Source organism: Verruconatronum alginivorum, from assembly GCF_056590205.1.
The window spans coordinates 1,595,609-1,613,401 of record NZ_JBWPVQ010000001.1 but is presented as its reverse complement, the minus strand read 5'-3'; the positions used below and the strand labels follow the sequence as shown (position 1 = coordinate 1,613,401).

15 protein-coding genes and 1 pseudogene are annotated in these 17,793 nt (G+C 59.9%); 12 read left to right on the top strand and 4 right to left on the bottom strand.

From position 1 onward, the window contains the following. Window positions 1-4 precede the first annotated feature (4 nt). Both ACWUI2_RS05805 and ACWUI2_RS05800 read right to left on the bottom strand, forming a co-directional pair. The gene (locus ACWUI2_RS05805; RefSeq protein WP_486981914.1) at window positions 5-475 is read right to left on the bottom strand and encodes a 3-hydroxyacyl-ACP dehydratase FabZ family protein; all 471 of its coding nucleotides are present in this window, start codon (window positions 473-475) and stop codon (window positions 5-7) included. Then, window positions 445-813, bottom strand: a complete 369-nt coding sequence (locus ACWUI2_RS05800; protein WP_486981913.1) for an acyl carrier protein — start codon at window positions 811-813, stop codon at window positions 445-447. The genes ACWUI2_RS05805 and ACWUI2_RS05800 overlap by 31 nt, the downstream gene beginning before the upstream one ends. 151 nt (window positions 814-964) lie before the next feature. On the opposite strand from ACWUI2_RS05800, the gene ACWUI2_RS05795 reads away from it, so the two are divergent. Then, window positions 965-2,062, top strand: a complete 1,098-nt coding sequence (locus tag ACWUI2_RS05795) for a glycosyltransferase (protein WP_486981912.1) — start codon at window positions 965-967, stop codon at window positions 2,060-2,062. A gap of 48 nt (window positions 2,063-2,110) precedes the next feature. Here the strand turns inward: ACWUI2_RS05795 and ACWUI2_RS05790 are convergent, their stop codons facing one another. After that, entirely contained in the window at window positions 2,111-3,274 is a 1,164-nt protein-coding gene (locus ACWUI2_RS05790; RefSeq protein WP_486981911.1) for a glycosyltransferase family 4 protein, read from the bottom strand. 104 nt (window positions 3,275-3,378) lie between these two features. On the opposite strand from ACWUI2_RS05790, the gene ACWUI2_RS05785 reads away from it, so the two are divergent. The 4 genes from ACWUI2_RS05785 (at window position 3,379) to ACWUI2_RS05770 (ending at window position 7,411) form a co-directional block, all read left to right on the top strand. Further along, the gene (locus ACWUI2_RS05785) at window positions 3,379-4,446 is read left to right on the top strand and encodes a glycosyltransferase family 4 protein (protein ID WP_486981910.1); all 1,068 of its coding nucleotides are present in this window, start codon (window positions 3,379-3,381) and stop codon (window positions 4,444-4,446) included. A gap of 159 nt (window positions 4,447-4,605) precedes the next feature. Then, the gene (locus ACWUI2_RS05780) at window positions 4,606-5,646 is read left to right on the top strand and encodes a hypothetical protein (protein ID WP_486981909.1); all 1,041 of its coding nucleotides are present in this window, start codon (window positions 4,606-4,608) and stop codon (window positions 5,644-5,646) included. A 133-nt stretch (window positions 5,647-5,779) separates the two neighbouring features. Then, window positions 5,780-6,541 carry a class I SAM-dependent methyltransferase gene (locus ACWUI2_RS05775; RefSeq protein WP_486981908.1) on the top strand — a complete coding sequence of 254 codons (762 nt, stop codon included), beginning with the start codon at window positions 5,780-5,782 and terminating at the stop codon, window positions 6,539-6,541. 9 nt (window positions 6,542-6,550) lie between these two features. Then, window positions 6,551-7,411: a hypothetical protein gene (locus tag ACWUI2_RS05770; protein ID WP_486981907.1), complete on the top strand. Its 861-nt coding sequence runs from the start codon at window positions 6,551-6,553 to the stop codon at window positions 7,409-7,411. 6 nt (window positions 7,412-7,417) lie between these two features. Here the strand turns inward: ACWUI2_RS05770 and ACWUI2_RS05765 are convergent, their stop codons facing one another. Then, window positions 7,418-10,354 carry a glycosyltransferase gene (locus ACWUI2_RS05765; protein ID WP_486981906.1) on the bottom strand — a complete coding sequence of 979 codons (2,937 nt, stop codon included), beginning with the start codon at window positions 10,352-10,354 and terminating at the stop codon, window positions 7,418-7,420. A 171-nt stretch (window positions 10,355-10,525) separates the two neighbouring features. Here ACWUI2_RS05765 and ACWUI2_RS05760 point away from each other — a divergent pair, with 171 nt between their 5' ends. From ACWUI2_RS05760 to ACWUI2_RS05730, 7 genes and pseudogenes are all read left to right on the top strand, one after another. Beyond that, the gene (locus tag ACWUI2_RS05760) at window positions 10,526-11,005 is read left to right on the top strand and encodes a GbsR/MarR family transcriptional regulator (RefSeq protein ID WP_486981905.1); all 480 of its coding nucleotides are present in this window, start codon (window positions 10,526-10,528) and stop codon (window positions 11,003-11,005) included. A gap of 28 nt (window positions 11,006-11,033) precedes the next feature. Further along, the gene (locus ACWUI2_RS05755; protein ID WP_486981904.1) at window positions 11,034-11,834 is read left to right on the top strand and encodes an ABC transporter permease; all 801 of its coding nucleotides are present in this window, start codon (window positions 11,034-11,036) and stop codon (window positions 11,832-11,834) included. A 49-nt stretch (window positions 11,835-11,883) separates the two neighbouring features. Next, a complete protein-coding gene (locus ACWUI2_RS05750) occupies window positions 11,884-12,336 on the top strand; it encodes a GxxExxY protein (protein WP_486981903.1) in 453 nt (150 codons plus the stop codon). Window positions 12,337-12,445: 109 nt separating this feature from the next. Next, a complete protein-coding gene (locus ACWUI2_RS05745) occupies window positions 12,446-13,855 on the top strand; it encodes a tetratricopeptide repeat protein (RefSeq protein WP_486981902.1) in 1,410 nt (469 codons plus the stop codon). A 35-nt stretch (window positions 13,856-13,890) separates the two neighbouring features. Then, on the top strand, window positions 13,891-14,988 hold the full coding sequence (locus ACWUI2_RS05740) for a KpsE/RkpR family capsule polysaccharide export protein (RefSeq protein WP_486981901.1): 1,098 nt from the start codon (window positions 13,891-13,893) through the stop codon (window positions 14,986-14,988). Between the two features lie 31 nt (window positions 14,989-15,019). Beyond that, complete coding sequence (locus tag ACWUI2_RS05735; RefSeq protein ID WP_486981900.1) at window positions 15,020-16,699, top strand: polysaccharide biosynthesis/export family protein; 1,680 nt, start codon at window positions 15,020-15,022, stop codon at window positions 16,697-16,699. Beyond that, window positions 16,696-17,781 (top strand): annotated as a pseudogene (locus ACWUI2_RS05730) (glycosyltransferase family 2 protein); the annotation flags it as partial. The gene ACWUI2_RS05735 and the pseudogene ACWUI2_RS05730, both read left to right, overlap by 4 nt. Window positions 17,782-17,793 lie beyond the last annotated feature (12 nt).

Genomic DNA, 17,793 nt, shown 5'->3' with positions numbered 1-17,793 from the left:
GTTGTTACTTCCGCGGAGCGGCCGTCGGCAGCTCACCGAAAGAAAGGGTCAGACCTTCGCAGGTGGCGGTCTTCTCCTCTCCGACCATGATCTTCCCGGTGAAATAAGCCAACGGTTCGCGAAGTTTTTCGGATTGAACCGACAACGTCAAAACATCTCCGGGCAAGCAAACGCGGCGGCACCGCACCCGTTCCAAGCCGACGAAAAACATCTGCGTCCGCCGCCGGGCTTCCTCGCCTCGCTCCGATTCACGATGACAAAGCAACCAGGCGCAGGCGAGTTGGCCGAGCGCCTCGATCATCAGGGCGGCGGGAAAAACGGGATTTCCGACGAAATGCCCCGGCGCTTCCTCGCCGCTGATACGATAAGTCGCCTCCGCCCGGCCTCCCTCGACGGTAGCTGCATCGAGAAACAAAAAAGGTGGGTTCTGGGGCAACAGCTGAATCAGGCCGTTTCGGTCGAAGTCGAATCGCATGAACCTCCGGCTTTCTCTTCAAGGTAGGCGCGCAACGCCCCCAGGGTTTCCAATTGCATCAAATCCTCGTTCGGAATCGTGATCTCCAAACATTCCTCGATCATGATGACGATTTCGGTCAGGGTCAGGGAATCGATCCCGACGTCGTCGATCAATTTCGACTCCGGCGTCGCCGCCTCCAATGCCGCCACCTGTTCGAGATCGAGGTGCCGGACCATCGCGCCCTTTACGAATGTGGCGAGGCTTTCCGCGCTACGGGTCGCGCGGAAATCGAGAAGCGCCTCCATCGTCCCCTCCGGACAATGCTTCAAAGTTTCCTTCAATTCTTCTGTGTTCATAATCGGGCCAGGAATCAAGCTAGCCGACAAATGCGCGGCCTGCCAAGACTTCTTCTGCCTTGCGAAAGCGAAGCCAAGCATTCAAATGGCCGGTGGGGAATCAACTCCAAAGAGCCTGCGGCCGGATTTTAGCCCCCGGCCGCGCCACGCCGTGAACCGCCGCCGCATCATCATCGTCCAGGATCGTCTCCGCTTCGGAGGAACCGAACGTCAAAGCGTTTGGCTGACCCGCCAACTCGACGGCGACGACCTTTCCGCCCGTTTGCTGCTGTTCCAACCCGCCGCCCCGGGAATGCTCCCGGACGACTTTCCGCCCATTGAGGTTTTGCAACGACACCGAATCCCGTTCCCATGGTTCGCCCCCGGCCTGATCGCCCGCCTGCGGGGCGTCCGGGCCGAAGCCGTGGTCTGCATGGGACGCAACGCCAATTGCTACGCCGCCTGGATCCGACGCCGCCTCCCGGAGGTCCGGGTCATCACCACCTGCCGCACCAACCGCCACCTTCCCCTTCCCTACCGTCTCGGCATCTCCCGCTCCCACCATTGCGTCACCAATTCCCAATGGTCCGCCGACCAACTGGTCGCCCAAGGGCTGAAACCGGCCGAAGAAATTTCGGCCATCCCCAACGCCCTCCTCCGCCCGGATCTCCTCGAACTCGACCGCTCTCCCGCCGCCATCGCCTCCGCCCGCGGCAACTTGGGACTCCCGCCGGATCGCCCGGTTCTCTGCAACATCGCCAGTTTCGTCCCCGGCAAGAACAAGCAGGGACTGCTCCGAGCCTTCGCCCGTTCCGAAGCGCGCCATCGGGCCAGTCTGGTTCTGGCGGGCGACGGCCCCGAACTCCCGGCCTGCCGGCGGATGGCGGCAAAACTCGGTCTCGACGAACGAGTCCGATTTCTCGGCCACCTCGAATCGATCGAGCCCGTCCTTCAAGCGAGCGATCTTTTCGTTTCGACCGCCCTTCGCGACGGCCTGCCCAACGCCCTGGTCGAAGCCCAAGCGGCCGGGCTCCCAGTGATCGCCTATAACGTCGCCGGTACCGCCGAAACCTTTCTCCCCGGCCAGACCGGCTGGCCGATTCCGCCCGCCGACGAAGCCGGTTTCGCCCAAGCGATTGACGACGCCCTCAACCGGTCCCTCGACGAGCGGCGGCGCCTGGCCGAAACCGCCCGCGCCCACGTCCGGAAGCGATTCGCCCCCGCCAAAATCGCCGCCCTCTACCGCAACCTTTTCTGCCAAAGTGGGTGAGGCGTCCCGCCTCAGCGCAGTACCAACGCCCGAGACTCCTCCGTCCCATCATCCCGACGAACCGTCCGGAGGCGAAACGCCTCCGCCACTTTCGAGCACCGCCGCGACTTGGTCCCAGGATCGACCCATGGCGAACTCCCGGTTGCCGGAACCGAGGTTGCGGCGCAACGCGTCATCCCGCAACAGGAGCTCCAGCGCCGCCGCGATCTCCGCCACATTTCCTTCCTCGACCAGCAATCCTGTCTCCCCGTGGCGGATCGCGTCGGCGGTTCCACCGGTCCGGCTTCCCACCACCGGCAATCCGAAACACCCCGCCTCCAAATAGACCAACCCGAACCCTTCGACGCTTTGGCGATGAAACCGGCTGGTCAAAACGAACAGATCCGCCCCGGCGTATTCCTCAAGAAGACCATCGTCCTCCAAGGGACCGGTGAACACCACCGGCAACTTCCGTTCGGCGGCCATCCGTTTCAACCGTTTCCCAAACCCGGCCCGCCTCCCCCCGCCGACGATCCGGCATTCCAACCGCGCCAGCAATTCCGGTTCCAACCGCCCCAACGCCTCCAGTAACAGATCCTGTCCCTTCCGGGGATGCAGTCGGGCAACCGTCAACACCACCAGCCGCTCCCGCGCCTCCTGCTTCCGGCGTGCCACGGCTCGCCCGCCGGCGGCCCGGCGGATCCGGTCGGGTGGTCCGAGCGGCAGCACCACCACCCGCTCGGGAGCCAGCCCGAAATGCTCCACCAGCATTTCCCGGTTGTATTCGGAAACGGTCGCGATCCACTCCGCCCGATTGAAAGCAAATGCCAAAACTCTTCGCCAACTTCGGAAACGGATCCCCCGCTGGATCTCCGATCCATGCACCACCACCCACAACCGGGGCGGCCGAAATCCGAACCACCGCACCGCCGCCCGCAGCGCCCAGATCGGTCCCGGTTCCGTCAGACAAAGCACGGCAGCCTCCATCTCCGCCTGACGCCGTTGCAACTCCCGGGCCATTCCTAAAACGGCCCGCCATCCATGGTCGCCGGCGAAAGGAAGCGACGCCACCTCGTAATCCCCCGACGTTCCTGACGGCGCCTCCGCCCGCGGCGCGAGCACCGTCACCGCCTTTCCGCCCCGCGCCAGGGCGCCCGCCAACTCCTCCGTGAAGGTGGCAATACCTCCCTTCCGGGGATGAAATTCATGGGTGGCCAAAAAGATGCGGGACACCCCTCCAACCATGCCTCGCCGGTATCGGGGGGCCAGCAAATTTTCGCCCGGACCGGCGTCGAATTCCGTCGCGCCGAACGCTTTCGGGCCTTTTCATCACGGAAATGCGGATCTTGTTCGACGTCACCAAAGCCGCCCGGTCGCGGCATCGATCCGGCCTTCTGCGGGTCTCCGCCCGGATCGCCGAGGAGCTCGCCCGGTTGGCCGGAGCGTCGTTTGCCGAAGCGACCTGGAACTCAGGCAAACAACGGCTCCACGACCGCCGGGGCAAGCCGCTGACGCTCCGTCCCGACGACGTCTTTCTGACCACCGAACTGTTTTCGGAAGAGGAGCGTCCCGGATTCCGCGCCTTCATTCGGGAAACTCCGGCCCGGACGGTGGCACTTTTCCACGATGCGATCCCGTTGCGGTTTCCGGAGATCACCTGGCCGCAAGCGGTCGCCCGACACCCCTCCTACATGAAGGACCTGGCCGGATTCGATCAAGTGGCGGCGGTGTCGAAAACCAGCGCCGAGGAGTTGGCCGGTTACTGGAAATGGCTCGAAATTGATCGTCCCTCACCCGCAGTCATTCAACTCGGCGCCGATTTCCGACCAGGGGAACGCCCGAGCGAAAGCACACCCCCGGCCGCCGATCCGCCGTTACTGCTCCAAGTCGGAATCCTTGAGCCCCGCAAGAACCAAACGGCGACCCTCGACGCGGCCGAGGTGTTGCACGCCGACGGAGTCGCATTCGAGTTGGTGCTCGCTGGAAGGATCAACCCGCACTTCGGCAAAGAAATCGTCAAAAGGGTCCGGCAACTGAGGCGCCGGGGCGTCCCGATCCGGCACTTGCCATCGGTCGACGACGCGACCTTGGACCTGCTTTACCGACAAGCGTCGCTCACCCTCTGCCCATCGATCGCGGAAGGATTCGGCCTCCCGGTCCTGGAAGCCCTCTGGGCCGGAAGCCCGGTCCTCGCCAGCGACCTTCCGAGTCACCAGGAATCCGCCGGAAAAGGGGTTCGCTTCTTCTCTTCCGGCGACAAGACCGCCCTCCTCACCGAACTCCGCCACCTCTTGGGCGCCCCGGCCACCCTGGCCCGGCTCAAAAGAGGCGCTCGCCAGCGGATCCTTCCCCTCTGGCGGGAAACCGCTTCCGCGATCCTCACTCTTTGCAAAAAAGAGATCTGAGGGCGAATTCTGCCGTTGCCGGCGTGCCGTTTGACACGGCTTCAATTCCAAATTATTGAAGAGAAGGAACAACCAAACCTGAACCTACATTCCACCGATGACCCTTCTCTTCCTCCAACCTACTGACGAAAAGGGTATTCCGGCGAGTGTTCCCAGCCCATGAGATTGCTCCTGCATGTAGGAATGCCGAAGTGCGGATCCAGCGCCCTTCAAGCATACCTCAGCGGCCAGGCGTTCGCCGAACTGGCGGGGACCCGTTACGCCTACGTCGCCATCGCCGGCGGCGGAGAAGTGCTGAGCGGGGCGCAACTCCGCCACCGGGCCAGCCACTCGCCTTTTGGCTACAGTAGTTGCCTGGATATTCACGACCTAAGCAGCTTGAGCCCGGATGCGGTGAAGTTAATCGTGCGGCAACTCAAGGAATTGGGCCGGAAATACTCCACGTTGATCCTTTCGTGCGAAGGCTGGGGAATAAAACCGGGGGAGATGAAGGGGTCTCCAATCTTCGGGGATGAAGAGTTCGTGATCGACGTCATCGGCTACATTCGTCCCCAGGCGGATTGGTTTAATTCAGCATGGTGGCAATGGGGAGCGTGGACCAAATCCTCCTTCGAACGATGGTTCGACACCCACAAAAAGGAGATATCATGGTTCGATTTTCTCCAACAATGGAAATCGATTCCATGGGTTCGCGACGTCCAACTGCGACCTCTCGGGAGGGAGGTTGTCCAGGATTTTATGGGTGTCATTGGATTCACAATACAGTCAGAAGTCCGCACTAACCAAAGCCTTTCAGCCAACGTACTGCGATTGATGCAAGCGCGGCGGGAACTTCGTCCGGGGCCTCATGATTCGCTGATCGATTTCGTTTTGGCCAGAAACCTGCCAAAGGGGAAGAGGGCTCCCTGGGTTCTCTCCCGGGAACGGGTGGTCGAGCTCATCGAGCATTACCGCTCCGGGAATCGAGCGTTGGCGGATACTTTACCCTCGGGACTCCGGGAACAGATGCTGTTTGACCCGAAATGGTGGGACGCGACCCCGTATCATGACCGGCAACCCGAAGCCGCCGGACCGGAGAAGCTGAGCTACGACGAACTGGAGACGCTGGCGGTCGAAGCCATTCGTGCGATCCAACGTTTGGATGGAAGACTTCTCGGCCGGGACCTTGGAAACACGGCGTCCGAGGCGAAGGCCGGATGATTCTCTTGGGAACCCCCGGGGAAACCCCTGTCGCGCGAGTGAAGGGAACCCTGTTTCGCAGACGAAATGGCATTCTCTTTTTCCGTTCGAAACGGGAAACCGGTAGAGTATTTCCCCAAATCGCGGGACAACCATGAACGAATCTCCGAGAAAACCAGACGCCGCGCCGCCACCAATCCGGGACTATTCGCTCTACGAGAGCGTGAAATCAATTCCCGGTTGGTTGCACGAGGTCACCGCTTTCCGGACGATTGATATTCTGGAATGGCAGGCCCGGCAGGGAATCCGCGGCAACTTGATGGAGATCGGCGTCTTCTGCGGACGGTATTTATCACTGCTGGTGCATTCCGCGATTCGCGACGGCGGATCGGTGCTTGGAATCGATACGTTTGAGTTTGCGCCGGAAGAAAGAGTATTCGCGGAACTCGACACAGCTTTGAATACCAATACCGCCGACTATTTGACGCTTTGGCCGAAGTCATCATCAACCGTCCTCCCAAATGAAATCACCGGAAAGATGGGTCGCCTGCGCTTCATCAGCATCGATGGAGCCCATGATTACGAGAATGTTTTTCGCGATTTGGTTCTCTCGGAGCAAGTGCTGGCGCCTGACGGAATCATCGCGGCCGATGATTTTCTCAATCCTCAGGCTTTGGGCGTCAATGCCGCGATCAACCGGTTCCTGGACTCCCCCCGGGCCGTCGTTCCGGTCGCCTACATTTCAAATAAACTCTTCCTCGCTCACCGGTCGATGGAAGACGATTACCGGCAGGCGATTGAGGAGATGATCCGGGACGGGGAGGAGCCACAAAGCGCGAACTTTCGGGAGAAGATTCTCCAGGGAAGACATCACGTCGAACAGGAATTCCACGGACATAAAGTCCTTCTCTCTTAGGTCATCCCGATGATCCCGACTCTGTTCTTGCACGTCGGTATCCATAAAACTGGCACAACCGCCATCCAAAAGACATTGGCCGACAATGCGAAAGAATTGCGGAGGCGCGGCCTCTATCGTCCGACCACCGGGCTGCTTCCGGCTGATTCCACTACCTGGGGGCATCATGCCCTGGCTTGGGCGCTCCGGGAAGGGGATGAACATCGGTTATGGAAGGCGGTTCGCCTTGAGGCGAAGGGCTGGCCGGCAGTCATAGTTTCTTCGGAAGAGTTTTCGCTCTTGCTGACGCCCGACGAATATACCCCGATCGTGGAGGCGTTTGATGGGTGGAGGATTCGAGTGATTTGCTACTTGCGTCGGCAGGATCAGCTTCTCGCCTCGATTTACAACCACCATGTCAAGTCATTGGGTGAAACGGATTCGCTCATGACATTTGCGGCTAAAATCCGGCATCGCCTGAGCTACGGGCAATATCTCGAGACTTTGGCGACGACGTGCGGACGGGATGCGCTGGATGTGAGGCTCTACGAAAAAGAGGCTCTACAAGGAGATGTCATTGATGATTTTCTGGCGGCTGTCGGCGTCACGGATTCGTCCGCGATAGTCAAACCAGACGAGATCCTGAACGCCAGCTTGTCGGGGGAAGGCCTGCGGCTGATGTTGGAGGGAAATCGCCGACTTCGCGGGGATCCCGCCGGCCTTGAAGCTTTCCGCCAGGAAGTGGTGGCCGCGTGCGAAGCTCCGCCCTTTAGTATTCATGATTCCCTGACGGAGGCCGAACGCGATGCATTGTTGCGCGAATTCGAGGATGGAAACCGGGCGATCGCCCGAAAGTATTTTTCCCGTGACGGCCCGTTGTTTTCAAGTTGATCGGGTTCATGTCCGCTTTTCCCGGGCGGCGATCGACCGGGGTGCGGCCCGCGACCGCCTTTCCCAACGGCGCTTGCGCCCCCGGGCGGAACCATTGCCTAAATCGACATCGAGACCTCGGAGATATTCATCGGGGTAGAAGTTTGGTCTCGCGGGGGCCGGAATGCTGTTCGGCAGAGCTGACAATGGAAGGCGGGTGAGGATTTCATTGGTGGCGGAGACCGGATGATCCCATGGGATCGTCCAACTGTTGGCTCTCTTCTTCAGTCGTTCCGGAAAGGCACCAAAATTGGGTGCGAGGACTGGCAGTTCGCGGTTGAGGGCGAGGCTCAAGGTGTAGGAATAGGTCTCAGGCCAGAGTGCGGGGAACCAGATCAGGTCAGGATTGAGTTCGGTGAGAAGGTCATCGATTTCCTCCTCCGAATATTCACCGGTGATGTGCAGCCTCGACTGGCAACGGGCCGAAAATCTTCGGTAGGCGTATCCGATCAGCACGAAACTCAACGGAAGGTTTCGGCGGATGGCATCGAGAACGGCGGCCTCCAGGAGGTCGGCCCCTTTCTCGGGACTCAGCGCTCCCAGAATGCCGACGCGGCGCTCTCCGGTTTGGCCGGACCTTCGCTGGACGGGTGAGCGGAAGCGCGAAGGCGATTCCTCGGGATGAGAGACCGTGAGGCAATTGGCCCCGGGAAAGTGGCGTTCAATGGCGGTTGCGGTCCAACGGCTGGGGCAAATCACCCGGTCGGCACGGTTCAAGAGAGCCCCGGTCTTGCGGCGGAACTCGGCGACCGACGGGACACCACGGATCGGACGCTTCCGCAGGCATCGCTCGCATTCGGAGAGGGAAGGTTGGCCGCAATAACGGTTCTTGTCGTTGGTCAAAGTGATGTGGGGACAAAACCAATAGTAATCGTGGACCGTCACGTCGAAAGGCAACTCGAGGTGGTCGGCCAGCAGAAAGATCTCGTCGCGATGGTCGACCAGTTGATGGAAATGAATCCGCTCGATTCCCGCACTCCGGCAGAATTCCAGCAAGTCCGGGAATTCGAGCCTCTTCTCCTCGAAATTGAGGATTCGGTCTTCCGGGAGGACCGCCACCCGATAGCCGCCGGATGAGTCGGGCCGAAGCAGGAAGACAGTCGCTTTCCCCGTTAATAATCGTGCGACCTCCTTGATGTGTTTGAGGGTGCCTCCGCCCCGGTTGTTGCTGACAAAAAGAAGACGAGGGCTCCGGCTGGCCGTGACGAGGGCACGATCGACAGCGGCCCGCTGGAGACGGGCAGGATCAAGCTCGAGTGCCTTTCGGATCGTCGCGTCGTAGCCCGGAAACAAGTGGTTCAGGGTGGCGATCGCCTGAAGGACCCGCGGGCCGCTCCCCTCCGCGAAACTGACCGCCCCCTTGTGGTAAACGAACGTGTCACAGAGGTGGACGTTGCGCCACCCGGCCAAGGCGGCGCGGAAGCAGAAATCGTTTTCCTCCCCATATCCTTTGCCAAAAGTTTCCTGATCGAAGAAGCCGACGGCCTCCAAGGAATCACGACGGATGTACAAGCAAAACCCGACGCCCGTCGGAATGTCGTGGAAGACTCCACCGTTCGCGGCCGCGAAGGCCCGGTCCAAATCCGCCGCGCTCCATCCGGCGGGCAGTTCATTGTCCTCCGCGATGCACGGGTAACTGCAAAGGGTGGCGTTGTTCGAAAAGGGAGTTACCGTCGCGATCCGCCGGTCACGGCGGGCGCACGCGTGGAGTCGGTCGACCCAGTCGTGGAAGACTTCGGTGTCGCTGTTGAGCAAAATGCAATCACGCCATGGATTCAGGGTCATTCCCCGGTTGACGGTGCCGACGAACCCGAGATTCCGGTCGTTTCGCAGGTAGGTGATGCGCCCCGCCTTTCCTTCGGCGGCCAAGTACGCCGAGAGCTCCGGCTCCGGACCGGCGTCATCGATCACCACGATCTCGAAGGAAATCCGGTTGGCCGCCCGCGACGCATAGACCGACTCCAAACAAGCCCGCGTCTCCTCCCACCCCCGGTAAACGGGGATCACCACATCGACCGCCACGCCAGAGTCCGTTTCTCTCCGCACCGGCGGATCAGAAACCAACGCCCGCCGATATCTTTCCCGCAAAAGAACGTTCCGCCGTCCATGGAACCGTGTCAGCCGAAACCTCGAAAACAAGCGGAATACCGGCAATCTCCATCGGCCGACCCAGAAAAGGCGGCCGCCAAGACACAAGGTGGTCCCATCGGAGAAGTCCGCCTCCAGGCGGATCCACTTGAAGCCCCCGCCGCAACGGAACCGCAGGTCGAACCCGCAATCCTCCGGAACCGGTCCCTTGGCCGCGAAACACTCGACCACGTCCCGCCGGGGGAGGTTCCGATGCGCGATGACCTCCCGCCGCCCCAGACGGGCCCGAATCCGGACTGGTGCTTGACCGTCTTTCGAGAAAATCCATCCGGTGAACGCCACCGGCCCGGCGGTGCAACGCCACAGCCGGGGTTCGGGCGACTCCCAGTGCCACCTGAAATCGTCGAGCGACCGCTCTCCCGTAGAACGCACGATCTTCGGCCGGTTCCAACTGCGGAAAAACGCGGCGACCCGGTCGCGCCATCGCGGTCTCAAACGAACTTCCGCCACCAGGCTCGTTCGCCCAGCCCGGGAACGGCAGCGGAGTTTCGCCTGGCAGGTTTGTTCCGAGGACCGAACCGAGAGCGAAAAGCCAACCGGCTTCCGCCGGTCTCCGCTCAATCCCAAAGCGTCGAACACATCCTGACGCTCCTGAAAACGGGCGGCGTGAACCGCTCCGCCGATCTCCAGCCAAACCTCCGCCATTTCGTCGCCCGCTTCGTCGATCAGCCACCCCGACAGACGGAAACACCCGGCTCCCACAGGTCGGCAATGGTCGATGTGGCCGGTGAAGTATGGCGATTTGTTCGTTCTCACGGCAAAAGCATGGTCGGTCGAAAGCGTCGGACTCGGTTTTATTCTAATGGAAGCCGCGCCAGACCGCCACCGCCCATTCGGAAAACCGAAGCGCCGCAACGGAACCAAACCCAAGGATTATTGACATTCCGGCTATTACAGTTTTTTCTGTAATCCATGGAATCAAAGGAAATGAGTTCCACGTCCGCCCCGGCGCCCCGGGAGTTGCGGGAAACGGAATTGAGTCTGATCGAGAGCTGGGTCCGCTTGGCCGACGGTTTGGGCATTCCGAAGTCGCTGGCTCAAATCTACGCCTTGGCTTTCGTTTCGGCGAAACCGATTTCGGCCCAGGATTGCGTCGATTGCTTGAAAATCAGTCGGAGTTCGGCGGGGCAAGGATTGAAAACCCTGAAGGATGTCGGGGCGATTCGAGCCGATTTCCAACTCGGAGCCCGCCGGGAGACGTTCACCATCGAGCCGGACCTCGGCAACCTGATCAAAGGGATTCTGGAAGGGAAACTCTTCCCGGCTTTCGAAGCGTTTTTTTCCCAACTTGGTTCCATCGAGGAGGCCGCCTCCGCCCGCCAGGATGCCTTTATCCTCGACCGGATCGGCAAGCTGCGCCGTTGGAACCGGAAGTTAAACGAGGCCCGGTTTCTTTTCGGCAGTTGATTCCAAGGATTGATTCGTTCGTCCCCCGATGGCCACCATCACCAAACAAACTCCGTGGGAGATCCAGAAGGCCGTGGTCTTCTCGATTTTCATCCGGGAACTCAACACGCGTTTCGGGCGCTACCGACTCGGATACCTCTGGGCGATCCTGGAACCGCTGGCCATGGTCGCGGTTTTGTCTTCGGTGCGGGTATTGTTCGGAGCCGCCGACATCGCCGGGCTCTCCTTTCCGGTTTTCTTCGCCGCCGGGGTCATCGCCTATCTCCTGTTCAACCACATCGTCACCAGTTCGCTCAGCGCGGTGGAATCAAACCTCGGTTTATTCAATTATCAACGGGTCAAACCGGCCGACGTATTCGCCGCCCGCGCCTTGCTCGAACTGCTGATCGCCCTCGGCACCGCCCTGGTGATTTTTCCGGGACTCTATTACCTTGGTTTCACCTTTTCCTGGAACTCCAGCCTGATGGTGTTGGCGGTGGTCGGATGCCTATTTCTCTTTTCTTGCGGCCTCGGGCTGGCGGTCTCGATCCTCGGTCCTCTTTGGCAGGAATCGAAGAAGGTCGTGCCGGTGATGATTCGTCCGCTCTTTTTCATCTCCGGCGTCTTCTTCCCCGCCAACGCCCTTCCAGAAGCGGTGCGCGATTACGCCCTCATCAACCCGCTGCTTCACGTCATCGAACTCCTCCGCGGCGCGATGTTCCTCGATTATCAAAGCCACGAAGGGAGTCTTTTCTATCTCTTCTGCTGGGCCCTCGGCTCCCTCCTTTTCGGCCTCTGCCTCTACCGCATCTTCCGCGTCACCGTCGTCACCTCCGGAAACATCCGATGAAGAGAGTGGCCACGAAAAAGCACAGAAAACACAAAACTTGAACTAATCCATGAAAGATATACTCCACCTCTGCGATGTGATTCGGGAAACTGGCTATGCGATCCATTGTTACCACAAGAACGGCCATCTCGAAAAGGTCTATGAAAACGCCTTGGCCAATCGACTGCGGAAAGCCGGGCTTGACGTAAAACAACAACATCCTCTTCGAGTCTTCGATGAAGACGGCACGCCGATCGGCGACTACACAGCCGACCTCGTCATCGAGGACCGTCTGATCATCGAATTGAAAGCTGCCAAGAACATCTGCGACGAACACGTCGCACAATTGCTCGGTTATCTCAGGGCAGCTCAAATGGAACACGGACTTTTGCTCAACTTCGGCGCTCCAAAATTCCAAATCAAAAAATACATCCTCACCCCCAACTCCACCGGCCCTGGCCTCCCCGGAATCGCCGGGGTATTTCTGTCCCTTCTCGCGTCCTTCCCCCTCTTTCGACACTGAGAAATCAACCACGAAGAAGCACAAAGCCGAAATCCATGCACAACATTCGTTCCTTCCTTCCTTTTGTGTCTTCTGCGCCTTTTCGTGGCCAAACCCTTCTGTTTCTCCCATGATCGAGGTTCGGAATTTAACCAAATCCTACCGGGTCAAAACCGGACGGCATTATGTCTTCCGGGAGGTCAACGCCGTGTTCCCCGAAGGAGCGAACATCGGGATCATCGGTCCGAACGGGGGCGGAAAATCGACGTTTCTGCGGATCCTCGGCGGCATCGATCATCCCGACTCCGGCGCGATCCTCAGCGACCGCAGCTTTTCCTGGCCACTCGGCCTGAAGGGCGGATTCGTCTCCCACCTCAGCGGCCGAGAGAACTGCCGGATGATCTGCAACCTCTACGGGCTCCACCCCCGAAACACCAAGCGGCAACTCGGGAAAATCAAGGAGCTGTCAGGGATCGGTGAATACTTCGAGGAACCGGTGAAACACTATTCTTCCGGCATGGGAAGCCGACTCGGTTTCGCCCTCAGTATGTCGTTCGATTTCGACTACTTCCTCATCGACGAAATCACCGCGGTCGGCGACGCCCAATTTAAAGAGCTCGCCAAACAGGCACTGGTCGAAAAAGCCCAGCGCTCCCGCGTCATCATGGTCTCGCACAACATGGGCGACATCAAAAAATTCTGCGATGTCGGCGTGGTGGTCAAAGGCGGCCGCCTGACTGTGTATCAGGATCTGGATGACGCCATCCGGGAATATTTGCCTCAAACAAAGGAGACGACGGAAGACGCGACGGAGCTTCTCCGGGAAGCCAGTTTGGACGAATTGGGCATTAGCGATACCTCTGTCCCGAAGGAACTGAAGGAGACCGCCGGAGAGATCGCCGCTTACCTGAAATCGATCCGCGCCAAACTGAATACGCCCGGCTGCGCCATCGCCGGCAGCGAAGCCGATTTCTACTCGCGTCTCGCCATGGCGATCCAGCAATTGGGAGACCACGTGGAAGCCGAAAAATATCATCAAAAGGCGGTAAGCGAAGACCCCTACAACTTTCGCAGCCAATGCCAACTTGCCGTTCTCGCCCGCCGCCGAAACGACGTGACGGCGGAACGACAAGCCCTCGATGCAGCCGAGGAAATCGACCCGCTCCATCGGATCGTTCTGTTGAATCGCGCCCACTTTCTCGCCCGAACCGGATCACCCGAACAAGCGATGCAGATTCTCGAAAAGTTGCTCAAACAACGCCCCGGCGATCCAAACGGCTGGCATCAGCGTTCCATGCTTTTCCACGATCTCGGCCGAATCGACAAGGCTCTCGACGCCGCTGTAAAAGCGGTGCGAAGCGCTCCGAACAATCCCGATATCCAACGCCAGCTCAGCAAGGTCCTGGCGGCCTCGGGCGAGGCCGAGTCCTCTGTTTTCGTGGCCTACAAAGCATCCATTCATCAACCTTCTTCCCCGTTGAAACGCTACCGGGAAATCAGTCGAATTCTTAAGTCGCTCGACGATCAAGCCACGGTCTGAGCCCGATCTTTTTTCCAATGTCGAAACCGCAGCAAATGCTTCCACGAATATTCAAGAACGGATTCCTGTTTTTCACCGCGGGTCCCGCCCTCATACTGGCAATCTACTTGACCGTTTTCGCCCAGCCGACCTACGAGACCGAGGTCAAACTGATCGTGCGCGAAAACCAAGGCGGCTCCGGACCCGCTATCCCGGGCTTCGCCTCGGCACTTCTCGGGATGGCCTCCAAGAGTTCCCTCGAAGACGCCTTGATCCTGGAGGAGTATCTCCACAGCGCCGCCTTCATCGCAGTCGCCGACCAGCGCTTCAACCTCCGGCATCATTTTCAAACCGCCCCCTCCGATCCGTTCCGGCGGTTGTCGACAGAGGCCTCAGCCGAGGATTTCCACAAGTTCTTCCGCCAGAATATCTCCATTCGGGTCGTTCCCGAATCGAGCATCGTCACCATCGCCGTCCGGGCGTTTTCTCCGGAGGTCGCCCAAGAGTTGGCCCGATTCATCATCGATAAGAGCGAGACGATGATCAACGACCTCAACGACCGGATGACCTCCTCCCAAATCAACCTGGTCCAACGGGAACTCGAAAAGAGTCGCTCCCGGCTGGTGGACATCCGGGAGCGGCTGCTCGCCTTCCAAATCGACCATGCGATGGTCGATCCGGTGAACGAGACCTCGGCTTATTTCAGCAACGTCGCCGCCCTCGATGCGCGGCTAATCGAGAAACGGACCGAGCTGCGGACCAAGTCCCAATACCTCCAGGATGACGCGTTCGAACTCCGTCGCCTCCGCCAGGAAATCCGCGCGCTGGAAGAACAACGCCAGGAGGAAACCCGGATGCTGGTAACCGCCGGCGACGGCAGTATGGCCACGACGTTGCAAGCCTACGAAGGACTGAAGTTGCAACAGGAATTCGCCCTCGCCGCCTATTCCGCAGCCTTCGCCTTGGCGGAGCAAACCACCATGGAAGCCTCCCGGCAGGAGAAGTTCCTCCTCGTCATCGCACCTCCTCACACCCCGGAAGAACCGGTCTTCCCCCGGCCGATCCAGGGAACGGTCACCTTTTTCCTGTTGCTGGTGGTCGCCTACGGAATCGGACGTCTCGTCCTCGCCACCATCCGCGACCACACCATCTGATCTCCCTCGGCATCCGCTCAATCTCTTCATCATGAAAACGTATCCATATTATCATAACGGAATCGCGCGCCTCTTCCTCCTGCTCGTTCCCCTGATGCCGGCCACGCTCTTCGGACAGGTCGCCACCGCTCCCGATACGGCCGCCGTCGACGCCACCCGCCAGGAGGCCCGAGGAACCATCCGCCCGGAGATCCATGAGGGTTTCCGCATGAGCCTTGATGGGGTTCCGATCTTCGGCTCCCAACTTTTCCAAGGCGATTTCCGCGACCTCTCTTTTAGTGGTTTCAATCCCGACTACCAAATCAATCTCGGCGACGAGATCCAAGTCATGCTCTGGGGCGCTCTCGACCACGTCCTCGACCTTACCGTCGACGCCCAGGGAAACATCTTCATTCCCCGCGTGGGTCCTATCCCGGTCCTCGGCGTGCGCAATGCCGACATCAACCGCCTCCTCAACGACCGCATCCGCGAGGTCTACCGGGATAACGTCGACGCCTACGCCAACCTCCGCTCGACCCAAACGGTCAAGGTCTTCGTCAGCGGTTTCGTCCGCAGCCCTGGACTCTTCGAGGGTTTCGCATCCGACTCCGTTCTCTATTTCCTCGACCGGGCCAACGGCATCGATCCCGAGCGCGGGAGCTATCTCGACGTCGCGGTCCTGCGGCGCGACCAACGAATCGCGACGATCAATCTCTACGATTTTCTCCGCGAAGGGACGTTACCGATCACCCAGTTCCGCGACGGCGACGTCATCCTGGTCGGGCCGCGGGCCAACACCGCCATCATCTCCGGCGACGTGGTGAATCCGGCCCGTTTCGAGTTCAAAGGCGATTCGGTCCCCCTGCAGGATCTGCTCCGACTCGCGTCCCCCAAGGGCTCCGCGACCGGACTCAGCCTCCGCCGGGCCCGCGCAGGCGCCGCGCGCGCTTCCGTCCACACGCTCGCGGACGCCGCCGACCTCCGGCTCGAACCAAACGACCAGGTCGAAATCACCAGCCGCAACATTCCGGAAACGGTCGCGGTCACCATCACCGGGGAACACGTCGGGCCCAACCGGATCGCCCTCCCCTACGGCGCCACATTGGCCGATGCCATCGAACAAATCGTGCCGAGCCCCCGCTCCCACCTGGACTCGCTCCAGCTCTTTCGGGAATCAGTCGCGATCCGCCAGCGGACCCTGTTGCTGCAATCCCTCGAAAACCTCGAACGGGCCGTCCTCAACGCCCGCTCCGCTTCCCTGGAAGAGGCGCAGCTGCGGTTGGCCGAGTCGGAGATGATCCTGACATTCATCGAGCGGGCTCGCGAAGTCACTCCGAAGGGACAAGTCTTGCTGAAGGGGCCGGAGGATGCCGCCCGAATTCATCTGGAAGACGGGGACATCCTTTTCGTTCCGGCCAAAACGATGTTGGTGACGGTCCACGGCGAAGTGAATTTCCCGAACACCCAGACTCATCGCGACCGGGAAACGTTGCTCGACTACATCGACCGCGCCGGCGGTTTCACCCCGAACGCCAACCGCACCGAACTCCTGGTGATCCGGACCAACGGCTCGATCGACTCGGTCGGCCGCGGTCGCCGGGTCCGTCTCGCCCCCGGCGACGAGATCATCGTCCTCCCCGAACCGGACCGCAAAACTCTCCAGTTCGCCAAAGACATCTCCCAAATCCTCTACCAAACCGCCATCTCCGCCCGGGTGGTCATCGGACTATGAGTCGGCAACATAAAGTTCCCAGCGCGGGCGGCTGGTTGGCGCCGTTGCACGCACCCGCATTCGCTTTCCGTAAAACCGCGAAGCGGATCGCTCGATTCTGCCGCCAAACCCATCCTTTACCCCATCCGTTGAATGGGAGGATTAAAGCGGAAAGAGTGAAATTTCATTTCGATGTTGCCGGATTCCATCTTTTTCAAGGCCAGACCAATCCGATTCGCATCGCTGGGTGGATCATCGACGAAAGGGGAGAAGGCCCAAAAAAGGTATTCGCGATCCTAGGCGACCGAACCGTCCACTTGCAGTCAGGTCTCATCCGGGAAGACGTGAAGATCGCGCTCGGCTTACACTCCGACAAGACTCCGCCCGGATTCGATGGAACCTTCCGAACCCGCCCCGGCCTTAAACAAATCACTCTCATTGCCGAATGGGCCGATGGCTCCCGTTTCCAACTGGGAACATCCTTTTACTGGATTCGTAGATCGACCAAACCCTCCAATCCCCGAATACGGACACAGACCCTCCGTTTTCACGATAGCCGCAACGAAAAATTACTCGCCCTTTATCAAGAGGAGATACGCCGGAATTCGATCCCAGAGCGGGTGCCGGCTGCGGAAAAGGTAGACGTCATCATTCCGGTTTATCGAGGTTTGGAAGAAACCCGCGCCTGTTTAGATAGTCTTTATCTGTCCCAAAGGGAGAACCGAACGGCCTTTGAAATCGTGGTCATTGAAGACTGTAGCCCGGAAGCTCCTCTGGTGGATTACTTGCTCGGTGAATCGCTGGAGGGAAGGATCTCCCTGCTTCGGAACGAGACGAATCTCGGCTTCGTCGGGACCGTCAATCGCGGTATGTCCCTCCATCCAGAAAGGGACGTCATCCTGTTAAACAGCGACACCGAAGTCTACCACGATTGGCTAGACCGTCTTCGGAATGCCGCCAGTGAAACCGACCGGATCGCCACTGTCACACCATTCTCGAACAACGCCACTTTGTGCAGCTATCCGGCGTGCGCGAAAGACAACGCCCTGCCGAGTCGTCACTCCGCGAAAGAACTCGATTTGTTTTTTCGGGAAGCAAACAAGGGGATCGTCCAC